General features: G+C 70.5%; 14 protein-coding genes. 10 read left to right on the forward strand and 4 right to left on the reverse strand.

Annotated elements, in window-relative coordinates:
• The first annotated feature begins 15 nt into the window (after positions 1–15).
• The gene (locus tag CT688_RS00575; protein WP_231750431.1) at positions 16–906 is read left to right on the forward strand and encodes a patatin family protein; all 891 of its coding nucleotides are present in this window, start codon (positions 16–18) and stop codon (positions 904–906) included.
• A 58-nt stretch (positions 907–964) separates the two neighbouring features.
• Here CT688_RS00575 and CT688_RS00580 read toward each other — a convergent pair whose 3' ends face one another.
• Positions 965–2,179, reverse strand: a complete 1,215-nt coding sequence (locus CT688_RS00580; RefSeq protein WP_107757906.1) for an IS30 family transposase — start codon at positions 2,177–2,179, stop codon at positions 965–967.
• A 513-nt stretch (positions 2,180–2,692) separates the two neighbouring features.
• Positions 2,693–2,839 (reverse strand): hypothetical protein, encoded by a 147-nt coding sequence (locus CT688_RS17440; protein ID WP_182611984.1) that lies wholly within the window; start codon positions 2,837–2,839, stop codon positions 2,693–2,695.
• 236 nt (positions 2,840–3,075) lie between these two features.
• On the opposite strand from CT688_RS17440, the gene CT688_RS00585 reads away from it, so the two are divergent.
• From CT688_RS00585 to CT688_RS00600, 4 genes are all read left to right on the forward strand, one after another.
• Complete coding sequence (locus tag CT688_RS00585) at positions 3,076–3,261, forward strand: hypothetical protein (RefSeq protein WP_107755320.1); 186 nt, start codon at positions 3,076–3,078, stop codon at positions 3,259–3,261.
• 153 nt (positions 3,262–3,414) lie between these two features.
• On the forward strand, positions 3,415–5,103 hold the full coding sequence (locus tag CT688_RS00590; RefSeq protein ID WP_107755321.1) for a nitrite/sulfite reductase: 1,689 nt from the start codon (positions 3,415–3,417) through the stop codon (positions 5,101–5,103).
• Positions 5,100–5,882, forward strand: a complete 783-nt coding sequence (locus CT688_RS00595; protein WP_107755322.1) for a phosphoadenylyl-sulfate reductase — start codon at positions 5,100–5,102, stop codon at positions 5,880–5,882. The genes CT688_RS00590 and CT688_RS00595 overlap by 4 nt, the downstream gene beginning before the upstream one ends.
• Complete coding sequence (locus CT688_RS00600; protein ID WP_107755323.1) at positions 5,879–6,763, forward strand: NAD(P)-dependent oxidoreductase; 885 nt, start codon at positions 5,879–5,881, stop codon at positions 6,761–6,763. Before CT688_RS00595 ends, CT688_RS00600 begins: the two co-directional genes overlap by 4 nt.
• 4 nt (positions 6,764–6,767) lie before the next feature.
• Here CT688_RS00600 and CT688_RS00605 read toward each other — a convergent pair whose 3' ends face one another.
• Positions 6,768–7,586, reverse strand: a complete 819-nt coding sequence (locus CT688_RS00605; RefSeq protein WP_107755324.1) for a 1-acyl-sn-glycerol-3-phosphate acyltransferase — start codon at positions 7,584–7,586, stop codon at positions 6,768–6,770.
• Positions 7,587–7,644: 58 nt separating this feature from the next.
• On the opposite strand from CT688_RS00605, the gene CT688_RS00610 reads away from it, so the two are divergent.
• The gene (locus CT688_RS00610; protein ID WP_107755325.1) at positions 7,645–8,400 is read left to right on the forward strand and encodes a sirohydrochlorin chelatase; all 756 of its coding nucleotides are present in this window, start codon (positions 7,645–7,647) and stop codon (positions 8,398–8,400) included.
• Positions 8,401–8,506: 106 nt separating this feature from the next.
• Positions 8,507–8,845, forward strand: coding sequence for an Lsr2 family protein (locus CT688_RS00615; protein ID WP_107755326.1), 339 nt, complete (start codon positions 8,507–8,509; stop codon positions 8,843–8,845).
• Positions 8,846–8,989: 144 nt separating this feature from the next.
• On the opposite strand, the gene CT688_RS00620 is transcribed toward CT688_RS00615, so the two are convergent.
• Positions 8,990–9,679 carry an enoyl-CoA hydratase/isomerase family protein gene (locus tag CT688_RS00620; protein WP_107755327.1) on the reverse strand — a complete coding sequence of 230 codons (690 nt, stop codon included), beginning with the start codon at positions 9,677–9,679 and terminating at the stop codon, positions 8,990–8,992.
• A gap of 192 nt (positions 9,680–9,871) precedes the next feature.
• Here CT688_RS00620 and CT688_RS00625 point away from each other — a divergent pair, with 192 nt between their 5' ends.
• From CT688_RS00625 to CT688_RS00635, 3 genes are read left to right on the forward strand one after another with little or no spacing between them, the layout of a single operon-like run.
• Positions 9,872–10,546: a TetR/AcrR family transcriptional regulator gene (locus CT688_RS00625; protein ID WP_107755328.1), complete on the forward strand. Its 675-nt coding sequence runs from the start codon at positions 9,872–9,874 to the stop codon at positions 10,544–10,546.
• A gap of 4 nt (positions 10,547–10,550) precedes the next feature.
• On the forward strand, positions 10,551–11,417 hold the full coding sequence (locus tag CT688_RS00630) for an acyl-CoA thioesterase domain-containing protein (protein WP_107755329.1): 867 nt from the start codon (positions 10,551–10,553) through the stop codon (positions 11,415–11,417).
• A complete protein-coding gene (locus CT688_RS00635; protein ID WP_107755330.1) occupies positions 11,414–12,256 on the forward strand; it encodes a maleylpyruvate isomerase family mycothiol-dependent enzyme in 843 nt (280 codons plus the stop codon). The genes CT688_RS00630 and CT688_RS00635 overlap by 4 nt, the downstream gene beginning before the upstream one ends.
• The last annotated feature ends 15 nt before the right edge of the window (positions 12,257–12,271 follow it).

The following is a 12,271-nucleotide window of genomic DNA, read 5'->3' on the forward strand; positions in this document are numbered from 1 at the left end:
TTTACCCTGGGTGTCGTGACCGACTTATCGCCCACCGCTCCGGATGTCGCCGTCCTGTTCGAGGGCGGGGGAATGCGGGCGGTGCACACGGCGGGGGTGGTGGAGACCCTCATCAGCGCGGATATCCACGGGGGAATGGCCGCGGGAATCTCCGCGGGCGCCACCCATGTGGCCAACTATCTCTCCCGTGAACCGGTCCGGGCGAGGAAGAGCTTCGTCGAACTGGCGGCCGATCCGAACTTCGGCGACTGGCGCAGCTTCGCCCGCGGAAAGGGATTGTTCAACGCGGAGTACATCTACGAGCAGACCGGTCTCCCGGACCAGGTGCTGCCGTACGACTTCGACACGTTCTCCCAGAGCGGGACGGCTGCGAGGATCGGGACGTTCCGGTGTTCGGACGGTGCGACGGTCTTCTGGACCGAGGAGGACGCCGCGAGCATGTCAGAGCTCATGCGGATGGTCAGGTCGTCCTCGACGATGCCGGTGTGGATGCCGCCGGTCCTGATCGACGGCGAGTACTACGTCGACGGGGCGCTGGGCCGTGACGGAGGGATCCCGCTGTCCGCCGCGCGCGAGGCGGGATACGAGAGGTTCCTGGTGGTGCTGACCCAGCCGAGCGGGTACCGGAAGATCCCGCCGCGGCGCCTCACCCCGTTCTACCGCTCGTACTTCCGGCGTTTTCCGGCCGTGGGGGAGGCGCTCCTCCACAGGTGGGCGCTCTACAACGAGACCCTCGACGAGATCGAGGCCCTCGAGGCGTCGGGTGGCGCCGTGGTGTTCCGCCCGGAACGCGTCCTGATCCGGAGTTACGAGCGCAGGGTGGACCGGCTCGCCGAGGCGTACGTCCTCGGGCGGGAGCAGGCGCGGCGAGAGGTCGCCGCCTGGATGGAGTTCTGCGGGATGTGATGGCCGTCGGAGTGCTGACGGGCTCGGGTTCTAGGGATCGTTGCAACACGATGGATTCCTAGGTTGAGGCTAGTAGGTCTCGCATCCGTTCGGCGGGGGTCTCGAAGTTGAGGGTCTTGCGGGGGCGGGCGTTGAGCTCCTGGGCGACGTGCTCGAGATCCTCGGGGCCGAAGACGCTCAGGTCGGTTCCCTTGGGGAAGTACTGGCGCAGCAGCCCGTTGGTGTTCTCGTTCGATCCCCGCTGCCAGGGGCTGGCCGGGTCGCAGAAGTACACCGGGCAGCCGGTGGCGATCGAGAACGACTTGTGACCGGCCATCTCGCAGCCCTGGTCCCAGGTCAGCGATCCGCGCAGGTGCTCGGGCAGGGTCGAGATGACCTTGACGAGCTGGTCTCGGACGGCCTCGGCGGTGTGGCCATCTGGCAGGTGCACGAGCATGACGTAGCGGGTGCTGCGCTCGACCAGGGTGCCGATCGCCGAGGCGTTCCCGGCGCCCAGGATTAGATCTCCCTCCCAGTGGCCGGGCACCGCCCGGTCCTCGACCTCGGCGGGCCGGTCGGAGATCATCACCATCTCATCGACGAACCTGCTGCGCCGCTGATCAGGGCGCTTGCGAGGGATCCGCCTGGCACGACCGGTCCGGAGAGCTGCCTGGACCTGCCGCTTGAGGCCACCGCGGGATTGCAGGTACAGGGCTTGGTAGATCGTCTCGACGCACACCCATATAGCCTGATCGTCGGGGAACTGCCGGCGCAACGCTCCGGCAATCTGCTCGGGCGAGTGCCGTAGCGACAACCGCTCCTGGATGAACGCCGCCAGAGCCGGGTTGGCGGCGATCTTGGCGACCTTGGGCCGGAACCGTCGCAGCACGCTGCGCCGGTGGGCCTGATGTGGCTCGTAGCGGCCCTCATTGCTGCTGTTACGTGCGATCTCGCGAGAGACCGTACCGGGACTGCGGCCTACCTGGCGGGCGATCTCGCGGATGCCCTTGCCCGCCCGGCGCAGGTCGGCGATCTTCTCCCGCTCGAGTACTGACAGGTAACGGCTCGAGATGACCTTCTCGACCCGCTCGACAGGCACGATTTCCACCGGCACCGCCTGGCGGCCCGGGACGCACTCCAAGACACTCATCAGACGGTTATAGAGGCCGACGTCCGGGCCGGCGGGGACAAACGCCGATCGTGGCTGACCATTGCGTTTGGTCACGCCCTTATCCCAGTCCAGCGCCGTTTCGACGCTGATCCCCACCGCCTTGGCCGCCCCACGACGATCCATCGACCGGGCCCGCAAGAGCAGGTACTCGCACCGCCTGGTCGTCGACTTGCGGGTAACGCCATCGCAGTGGCGAACCCACAACCCGGCGGCCATCCCGACCCGGTACACCACCGACGAGCCGACCCCGACGGCACGAGCGACGTCCATCGGCTCCATCCCCGACGCCAACGCCGCCCTGATCGTCGCTCGCTCGTCACCAGTTGAATGCCGCTTCGTCGACACCGGCCACTTGCGCGAGTGCGCCAACGCAAGCGCCCGCCCGTAATGCACCCCGACCCGGCCGGCCGCCGCACGAACCGAAAGCCCGCCACAAACCAGCGACTCCAGCTCCGACTCCTGCACCGGCGAGATCTCCCACACAGAGCCCTCAGCAGCCACAACGCAACACCTCGATCACACTCAGGTGTTGCAACGACTCCTAGAATTCGCCGTGTGGGGTGAAATGACGAGGGCCCCGGTGGCGGACCACCGGGGCGCTCGTGCTGGGCTCCGAGAGCCGATCAGCGGGGTCGATCAGGAGCCGAAGAGCTCCGCGCCGCCGCCGAGGGTGTCGAGGATGTAGGCGGGCAGCCGGAGAAGACCGTCGATCGCGGCGGACCCGACGTTCGGGACGAGGTCGACGGAGCCGTTGGCGAGGGAGTACCAGAAATCAGAGAACATTGGCGTGTCCTTTCGAGAGGTGGCGCCCCACTGTCTGGCGGGACTTGTGGTTCACGTTACTGACGATCGACCGTGGTTTCCACAAACTCGCCCTCAGAGTAAACCTTCTCAGGCTATTCGCATCCCGCTCACTGGGGGGTTCCTACTTTATGAGGATCGTCCTATGATCAGATCAGGGCGACCGAGATGTAGTCCAACGGGTGGGCTGTCCAGGGCCGCTCTGGAAGGAGTTCATCATGTGGGGAAGTCTCGTGGAGTTCGCCGGTTCGTCCGTCGGCGTCGTGGGCAGTCTGGCCACCGACACAGGGTCGACGCTCGTCGACACCCTGACATTCCTCCCGGTTCACATCGTGGAGGCTCTCTGGATGACGGTGTTCGGGATCGCCGAGGACCTGGGGTCGACCATCATGCCGCCGGTCTGACAGGTCGCACGACGGGGTGATTCTCAGCCGCCTCCCCTCGTGGGGGGCGGCTGATCCCGTCGGGAGGCGGCCGTCGACAAGGGGTGGATCGCGAGGGGCGGGTCGCCCGCGCGCATTAGACAGACCGGTCTGTCGGCGGCTACCCTCGCCGTCATGACCGGTACCGCCTCCCGCCCCGCTCGACCCGCTCGCGCCCCCAAGCCCCAGGGCCAGTGGAAGATCGACGGCAAGCTCACCCTCAACCACAACGAGGAGTTCAAGCTCACCGACGACGCGCTCAACGTCCGCCAGCGCATCCTCGACACCTACTCCAAGGAGGGCTTCGCCTCCATCCCGTCCGACGATCTGTCGGGCCGGATGCGCTGGTGGGGCCTGTACACCCAGCGCAAGCAGGGTCTGGACGGCTCCCGGACCTCCAAGCTCGAGGCCGACGAGCTGCAGGACGAGTACTTCATGATGCGGGTCCGGACTGACGGCGGAGCGGTGACCACCGATCAGTTGCGGGTCCTCGCGGGCATCTCGACCGACTTCGCACGCGGCACCGCCGACATCTCCGACCGGCAGAACATCCAGTACCACTGGATCGCCATCGAGGACGTCCCGGAGATCTGGCGGCGTCTCGAAGACGTGGGGATCGACACCGTCGAGGCCTGCGGCGACTGCCCCCGGGTGATCCTCGGCAGCCCGGTGGCCGGCGTGGCCGAGTCGGAGATCCTGGACCCGACCCCGGTGATCGAGGAGATCAAGGCCAAGTACATCGGTACCGAGGAGTTCTCCAACCTCCCGCGCAAGTTCAAGTCCGCCATGACCGGGCACCCGAGTCTGGACGTGGTCCACGAGATCAACGACATCTCGTTGGTCGGCGTCCGGCATCCCGAACTCGGCCCCGGATACGACCTCTGGGTGGGGGGCGGACTGTCGACCAACCCGCAGCTCGCCACCCGCGTCGGCGTGTTCGTCCGTCAGGAGGAGGCGGCCGAGGTGTGGGCCGGCGTGGTGGGGATCTTCCGCGATTACGGCTACCGCCGCATGCGCACCCGCGCCCGTCTCAAGTTCCTCATCAAGGACTGGGGTGCCGAGAAGTTTCGCCAGGTCCTCCAGGACGAGTACCTGGGACGCGAACTCCCGGACGGCCCCGCCCCCGAGCGTGGAGTGGGTTCGGGCGACCACGTGGGCGTCCACGAGCAGAAGGATGGCCGCTTCTACGTGGGCGCGGCTCCCACCGTCGGCCGTGTGGGCGGGGAGAAGCTGGCGCAGGTCGCCGACCTCGCCGAGGCCGCGGGTTCCCACCGGGTCCGCTTCACCCCGCACCAGAAGCTGCTGGTGCTGGACGTCGAGCCGGAGAAGGTGGAGCAGTTGGTCGAGGGGCTGGCGGAGATCGGCCTGCACGCCCGGCCCAGCTCGTTCCGCCGCTCCACCATGGCGTGCACCGGCATCGAGTTCTGCAAACTCGCCTTCGTCGACACCAAGGACACGGCCACCGCGCTGATCGGTGAGCTCGAGAGCCGGTTCGCCGACGAGGCGCCCCTGCGTACGCCGCTGTCGATCCACCTCAACGGGTGCCCCAACAGCTGTGCACGCATCCAGACCGCCGACATCGGGCTCAAGGGCCAGCTGCTCGACGGCGACACCCCGGGATTCCAGGTCCACCTCGGTGGTGGCCTGGCCTCCCAGGACCAGGAGTCGGGCGGCCTGGGCCGCACGGTCCGCGGCCTGCGCGTGCCCTCCGCGGATCTGCCCGACTACGTGGAGCGCGTGATCCGCAAGTACAGGGAGACCGGTGCCGACGGCGAGACCTTCGCCGAGTGGGCCCACCGGGTGGAGGAGGAGGTCCTGGTATGACCGCAGTCGCTCTCGATCTGCTGCCCCGCAGCACCGTCCTGACCCCCGGCCCCGGCCGGCGCCGGACCACCGAGGAGCTCAAGGCGATCGCCGAGGACGCGGCCCGTCGCTTCGACGACCGCGGACTCTACGGCCGCCACGGTGAGGTCGACCCCGCCGAAGTCCTGGCGTGGGCCGGTGAGACCTTCGGGGACGCCCTGGCCGTGGCCTGCTCGATGGCCAACACCGTCGTTCCGGAGATGACCGCGCAGTACGCCCCGGGCGTGGACGTGCTCTTCCTCGACACCGGGTACCACTTCTCCGAGACCATCGGGGTCCGGGACGCCCTCGCGTCCACACCGGGGCTCAACGTGGTGGACGTGCGCAGCCCCGCGAGCCGCGAGGAGCACGAGGCCGCGCTCGGCCCGCGCCCGTTCGAGACGAACCCGGAGCTGTGCTGCCGCCTGCGCAAGGTGGAGCCGCTCGACGCGGCTCTGTCCGGCTACGAGGCGTGGATCACAGGCCTGCGCCGCGTGGACACCGACCACCGCGCCGGCGCGGCGATCGTGGAGTGGGACGCCAAGCACTCGATGATCAAGATCAACCCGCTCGTGGCGTGGACCCTGGATCGCGTGCACGCCTACGCGGAGGAGCACGGGTGCCTGCTCAACCCCCTACTCGACGACGGCTTCCCGTCGATAGGCTGTGAACCGTGCACCCACCGCGTCGAAGCCGGAGCGGATCCGCGCTCAGGTCGCTGGGCCGGTTCCTCCAAGACCGAGTGCGGCATCCACCTGTGACCATCGCCTTCGCCGACGCGGGACCTGCGGTCGAGCGGTCGGCGGCACCCACGCTGGACGGCCTCCCTCTCACCGTGGGGCTGTCCGCCCGGGAGGTGCTCGTGGTGGGCGCGGGGCCCGTGTCGGTCCGCCGCGCCGAGACCTTCCTCGCCGCCGGGGCGGTGGTCCGGGTCGTGGCCCCTCGGGTGGACCCGGCGATGGCCGACCTCGCGACGCGGGCCGGCGGCCAGCTCGTCGTCGTCACCAGGAACTTCACCCCCGCGGACCTGGACACGCCCTGGATGGTGCACGTCGCCACCGGCGACCCGGCGGTCGACGCCGAGGTCGCCGCGCTCTGTGAGCAGCGCCGGATCTGGTGCGTGGCCGCCGGAGACGCCGCACTCGGCTCCGTGCGGGTGCCCGCGCGGACGGCGGTGGCGACGCCGGCGGGTCTCGTCCGCATCGCCGTGGACTCCTCGGACCCGCGCCGGTCGGTGCGGGTGGGACGTCACGTGGCGAGGTCTCTGGCCACCGCACCGGCGGGGTTGCGCGCCCGGCGCCGCCCCGAGGCGGGGTGGCTGGTCCTGGTCGGCGGGTGCGGCGACGGTGACCTCCTCACCGTCCGTGCCCGCCGTTTCGTCCACGCAGCGGACGTCCTGGTGGTGGACGGCGCGGCCGATCCGGGGTTGCTGGCGGAGATCGACGACGACGTCGAGGTCATCGAGGTCGGGTCGACCCTGCCCGTCGACGCGGTCGCCCGGGTGGTGGCCGCGCGGTGCGCCGCCGGGCACGGGGTCGTCCGGATCGTCGCCGCCGATGCCCTGGCGGAGCGGGCCGGCGAGCTCAGGTCCACCGGGCTCGAGTTCGAGATCGTGCCCGGCGTGATCGACGGCGGGGCCTGAACAGCTAGCGCCAGGCGTCGGTGAGGGCGGCGTCGATACCGTCGCGCACCGCCCGCCGCACCTCGTCGATCGACGGCACGGGACCGGGGCCCTCCCACAGGGAGAGCGGACCGGCGGACACCACGGGGTGGCGCGGGGGCAGCCTCGCGTGCTCCCGTCCGCGGTAGACGATCCCGACAGGCAGGATCGCCACCGGCGCGCCCGCCTCGCGGACCCCGCGGGTCATCTGGCCCACGCCCTTCTTGACGGAGTCGAGCCGCAGCGTGCGCAGGTCGTCGGCCGAGGAGTTGGTGCCCTCCACGAACGTCAGGACCACCCCGCCGGCGAGCAGTCGGTCCACGCACAGGCCGATCAGTCGGGCGGCCGCCGCGTCGTGCACCGCGCGGTCGGTGCCCACGTAGTTCTTGGCCCGGAAGACCGGGACGGTGCCCGTGTACTCGAACACCGGTCGCAGCGGACCGCGGAAGAGCGGGTCCTTGGTCAGGCCGGTGCCGGAGGACAGGAACCGGACCCGCCGGTCGTACACCGCCGATGCCAGCACGAACGGGTCGTGAGCGGAGGGGTGGTTGGCGGCGACGACGATCCCCACCCCCGCGTCGTGGAGCCGGTGCAACTCCTCCACCGTCCCGGCCCCGATCCGCACCTCGGGTGAGTACAGCGCCCCCACGAACGCCAGCAGGGGATGGGTGAAGCCGTCCCTCCGCCGGGCGGGGCCGTAGTAGTCGTAGACGGCCTCGAAGTTGGACAGGGTCACCTCCGGACGCGCCCGGCGCCCCCTGCCCGATCCGAGGGCCCGCCGACTGCGTCCGGCTCCTGCGTCCATCACCCCAGTCTCGCCGAGCGTCCGGGGCGGCGCACCCGGAATCCGGCATGCTCGGGGGATGACGACGAACGTGCACACCATCCACCCCGTCGCCGGGCGGCCCCGTCTGCTGCTCGTGGCACATGGGACCCGGTCCTCGGCGGGCCGTCGGGAACTGGGCCGGGTCCTGGTGGAGACCCGCAGGAGACTCGGCGACGTGGACTGCCGTCTGGCATGGGTCGACGTCCAGGCGCCGGGCCCTGACCGCATCCTCGCCGACGCCGTCCCCACCGTCGTGGTCCCGGCCTTCCTGGCCCGCGGCTACCACGTCACCGAGGACGTCGAGGGCGCCTGCGATCGCGCTCCAGGTCCCGTCGCGCTCGCGCCCCACGTGGGAGGCGAGCCGGAGATCGTGCGCGCGCTGGTCCAGCGGCTGGCCGAGGCGGGGGCCGTGGGGGCGTTCGGCTCCGACGCGGTGGTTCTGGGGGCGGCGGGCAGCCGGGACGAGTCCTCGCAGGCGGAGACGCGGGCCCTGGCCTCGGCCCTGGAACGGGTGCTGGGCGTGCCGGTGAGCGCCGGTTTCGCCTCCGCCGCCGCCCCGGCCGTCGCCGACGCGATCGCCGGATTCCGGGAGCGGGGGCACCGCCGGGTGGCCGTTGCGACGCACCTGCTCGCTCCCGGGTTCTTCGCGGATCGTCTGGCGGCGGCCGGAGCGGACGCGACCTCGCGGCCGCTCGGCGCCAACCCGGAGATAGTCGATCTGATCGTCCGGTTATATCGAGAGAATTCGGCGGGATTAACCGCCTCTCCGAACCGGGAGTTCTCGACACGGTAAAGGTCAGACTATTATCGACATTGGTCAACTAATGTGATCACGCATAATATGCAGAAATTGTGCATACTGTTGTGCAGTAGTAACGGCAACCAGCTAGGGAGTGACAGTGGCGCAGCAATTCCAGGTCAAGTACATCGATGACCTCGACGGAACAGAACTGGGTGACGAGGCTAATTCCCTCTCGTTCGCCTTCGAGGGCAAGGAATACTCCATCGACCTGAGCGACGAGAACGCCCAAGCCTTCCGGGATGTCATGGCCCCGTACATCGCCGCTGGTCACCGCGTGACCGCGACCAGGGGCAAGCCGGCTCGCAAGGCTGCCGCCAAGTCCTCGTCGGGCGATACCAAGATCATTCGTGAATGGGCGAGGGAAAACGGCTTCGAGGTCTCCGACCGTGGCCGCATCCCGGCCGACGTGATGGAGGCCTACGCCGCCGCGAACTGACCACGCAATCGAGGGCCCGCATCCCCGGTGACGGGGTGCGGGCCCTCGTTCTATTCGCAGGTCTCCCCACCCGGCGGACACGCCCCACCCGGTCGGCGACCGGAATTGGTGGAAGGACGCGGTGACGCCGCGGGAATTGTCCGCTCAGAGCTGAGTGATCGGTGCGTCCAGGTGCGACAGGGCGGCGGCGACGAGTCCCGCGCGGATCCCCGCGTAGTTGGCCCCACGGAGCGGAGCCATCTCCGCCGCCACCGCCACGGCGCGGTCCAGCACCGCGTCGGCCTCGGCCGCCTCGTGGACGATCCCGGCCTCGATCGCGTCGGACGCCGGGTAGCGCCTCGAGGTGAGCATCGCCGTGCTCGCCACCCCGGGCGTGAGGCGTGTGGTGATGAGCGCGTTCATCCCCGGGGGGAACGGCATGCCGAGCTGCGCCTCGGGCAGGTTCCAGAATCCGCGATCGGCGCGCATGACGCGGTGGTCGTGAGACAGGGCCAGCATCGCGCCGGCTCCGAAGGCGTGGCCGTTGATCGCCGCGACCGTCGGTAGTTCGAGCCGCAGGACCCGGGCGAACAACCGCTGGGCCCGTGAGACGTACGCGGGCAGTCCGGTGGGATCGGAGGCGACGACCGACAGGTCGAGACCGTTCGAGTAGAACTTCCCGGCCCCGGTCGTGACCAGTGCCGCCGGTCCTTCGGACGCCTCGACCTCGGTGAGCGCGGCGTCGAGGGAGTCCAGGAACTCCGGGGAGAAGGCGTTGTCCGGGGCGTCCGCCGGGTCGTCCGGCTCGGCGAAGCGGAGGACGAAGACGGAATCGTGACGGTTGAGAGTGGGCATGGGTCACAGCGTAGAGCCACGGGAACGCCGTCACGGCAGGTGGGACACCGTTGTCACGGCGTCCGCGGGAGGCGCGGCGCGACCGCGGGGGCAGGGGACGGGCGGCGCGTCGGCGGTACGGCAACAGTGTTTTCGGTGGACACGCCACGGCGTTGTGACGCGATCGCGACGTCGTCGTCGTACTCTTCCCGGGTGACCCGTTCCCCCTCCCGCGGCACCTCCGGCGCCCCTCCCCACGCCCAGTACGACGAGGCCCTCCGGCTGGGGATCCTGCGCGAGGCGACGCGCCGGCTCCGGAGCGCGGCGCCGGAGAAGCTCGGACTGCGGCCGCTGGCCGCCTCACAGGGCACCTCCACCACCGCCATCTACACGATGTTCGGGGGCAAGTCCGGGTTGCTCGCGGCGGTCGCGGAGGAGGCGGACCGGATGCTCGCCGAGGCGCTGCGCGAGTCACTGCGCCACGACAGTGTCGAGACCGACATGCGCTCCCTGTGCCGTGCCTACCGACGGTGGGCGCTGGAGAACCAGGGGCTGTACGCGCTCGTGGTGGGGGAGCCCGTCCGTTCGCCCCGCACCGAGACGGGCCGCCGGGACCCCCGGTGGAGGGAACCACTGCTCGAGATCGTCGACGCGCTCGTGGACGAGGGGGTCTTCCGGGCCTCGGACGTCCACGAGGCGGCCACGGCGATCTGGGCCTCACTGCACGGGGTCGTGTCGCTGGAACTGAGCGTGTGGCGTCAGTCCCCCAGCGCCGAGCAGTACTTCGAGACTCAACTCGCGGCCGTGTTGCGGTCCTGGGCTGCAGGGCAGGGCCGCCGGGCCACACCACACGGGCCCGCGAACTCCTCAACCGGAATGGTGGGCTGAATCCATGGGCGAGCGGTCGTTCTTCACTGTCGACGACTCCGGGGCGTACATCCCCACCAGGTACGCCCGCAGCGCGTGGTCGGACACGATGGTCAACGGGCCCGCCGTGGTGGTGGCCGCCGCTCGTGCGCTCGAGTCCGAGCACGGGGCGGAGGGGTTTCACCCCGCCCGACTCACCGTGGACCTCTTCGCGCCGGTCCGCACCGAACCGCTGTTCGCCGTGACGGAAGAGGTCCGGGCTGGCAACCGCATCCGGGTCGCCGATGTCCGGATGCTGCAGGAGGGCGCGCTCGTGGCCCGCGGCACTCTGGTCCAGTTGCGCCGGGGCGAGCAGCCACCCGGGAACGTGTGGCGCTCGGGCCGGCGCGTCGGGGCCCCGCCCGAGGCGGACCCGCTCGAGGACACGCCGGGATCGAACGTCTTCTTCGGCAGCGGAGACCAGGGGGAGGCGTGGAGCCGCGACATGGGTGCGCACCAGAATGACCAGCGCAAACGCTTCTGGCTGCGTCCGCTGGACGTGGTGGCCGGTGAGGACGCCACGCCCTTCCAGCGCGCCGTCACCCTCGCCGAGTCCACCAGCCTCATGTCCCACTGGGGCGACGAGGGCATCGGCTTCATCAACGCCGACCTCACCGTGGCGCTGGCCCGTCTGCCCCGCTCGGGCGACATCGGGATCGAGGCCGACGAGCACCTCAGCGACGCGGGCGTGGCGGTGGGCAGCGCATCGCTGTTCGACCGGGACGGCGTGTTCGGCACCGGGACCGTGGTGGCCGTGTCCAACGCGGGGCGGCAGATCGACTTCACCCGGCGCCGGCCGGGCACCGAGGACAGTGGATCGATCGGATCGAACGAGGCGGCGACGCGGGTATGAGCCCCGGGTTGACGCGGGAGCGGATGCTCGACGCGATCGAGGCCCAGGTCGGGCTGGTGCGGTTCGCGCTCGCCGGGGGCGTCGACCCGGCCACCGCCCCGGCCACCGACCTGGCCACCGACCTGGCCACTCTGGTGCCGTCGTGTCCGGAGTGGACGATCCACGATCTGGTCACCCACCTCGGTGCCGTCAACCGGTGGGGCGGCGCCACGGTGCGCGACCGGAACCCGCACGAGCGCTCGCGGGGGCTGGGTGACGCGATGAGGTCCGCCCCGCCGATGTCCGCAGGTGCCGCGGCGCTCGCCGACTGGTACGCGACGCAGGCCTCGGGAATGCTCGAGACCTTCACGGAGACGGCCCCCGACGCGCCGGTGTGGACCTTCTCCGGCCCCGGCCGGGCCGATTTCTGGCTTCGGCGGCAACTCCACGAGACCGCCGTCCACCGCTGGGACCTCGAGGACGCGCTCGGCGGGCCCACCGCCACCACGCCGCTGCCGGAGGACGTGGCGGTGGACACGGTGGACGAGTTCTGCGCTGTCATGTTCCCGCACAAGGGGCCCCGACGGTCGCTACCCGTGACGATCCGGCTGCGGGCGGTCCTGCACGCCCCCGAGGGGCTGGCGACGGGTGCCGAGCCGGTGGGTGCACGCAGCCCGGGCGCCGACCCCGAGTGGGTCCTGACCGGCGCGGAGGAGGCCGGTGAGGTCGCGGTGACGGGCCCGCCGGAGACACTCGCGCTCCTGCTGTGGGGACGGATCGGGGCCGACGACCCGGCTCTGGAGATCTCGGGTGACCGCGCCGGACTCGACGCCGCCCTGGAGGCCGGACTCGCGGGGTGAGGCCGCCCGCCGGGT

It is taken from the genome of Dietzia sp. JS16-p6b, assembly GCF_003052165.1.
In the GTDB taxonomy this organism is placed as follows: domain Bacteria; phylum Actinomycetota; class Actinomycetes; order Mycobacteriales; family Mycobacteriaceae; genus Dietzia.

What these genes read in the sequence shown, in the direction of transcription:
- CT688_RS00580 (WP_107757906.1), bottom strand. Translation starts at nt 2,179, where the DNA reads ATGGATCGTCGTGGGGCGGCCAAGGCGGTGGGGATCAGCGTCGAAACG.
- CT688_RS17440 (WP_182611984.1), bottom strand. Translation starts at nt 2,839, where the DNA reads ATGTTCTCTGATTTCTGGTACTCCCTCGCCAACGGCTCCGTCGACCTC.
- CT688_RS00585 (WP_107755320.1), top strand. Translation starts at nt 3,076, where the DNA reads ATGTGGGGAAGTCTCGTGGAGTTCGCCGGTTCGTCCGTCGGCGTCGTG.
- CT688_RS00590 (WP_107755321.1), top strand. Translation starts at nt 3,415, where the DNA reads ATGACCGGTACCGCCTCCCGCCCCGCTCGACCCGCTCGCGCCCCCAAG.
- CT688_RS00595 (WP_107755322.1), top strand. Translation starts at nt 5,100, where the DNA reads ATGACCGCAGTCGCTCTCGATCTGCTGCCCCGCAGCACCGTCCTGACC.
- CT688_RS00605 (WP_107755324.1), bottom strand. Translation starts at nt 7,586, where the DNA reads ATGGACGCAGGAGCCGGACGCAGTCGGCGGGCCCTCGGATCGGGCAGG.
- CT688_RS00610 (WP_107755325.1), top strand. Translation starts at nt 7,645, where the DNA reads ATGACGACGAACGTGCACACCATCCACCCCGTCGCCGGGCGGCCCCGT.
- CT688_RS00620 (WP_107755327.1), bottom strand. Translation starts at nt 9,679, where the DNA reads ATGCCCACTCTCAACCGTCACGATTCCGTCTTCGTCCTCCGCTTCGCC.
- CT688_RS00630 (WP_107755329.1), top strand. Translation starts at nt 10,551, where the DNA reads ATGGGCGAGCGGTCGTTCTTCACTGTCGACGACTCCGGGGCGTACATC.
- CT688_RS00635 (WP_107755330.1), top strand. Translation starts at nt 11,414, where the DNA reads ATGAGCCCCGGGTTGACGCGGGAGCGGATGCTCGACGCGATCGAGGCC.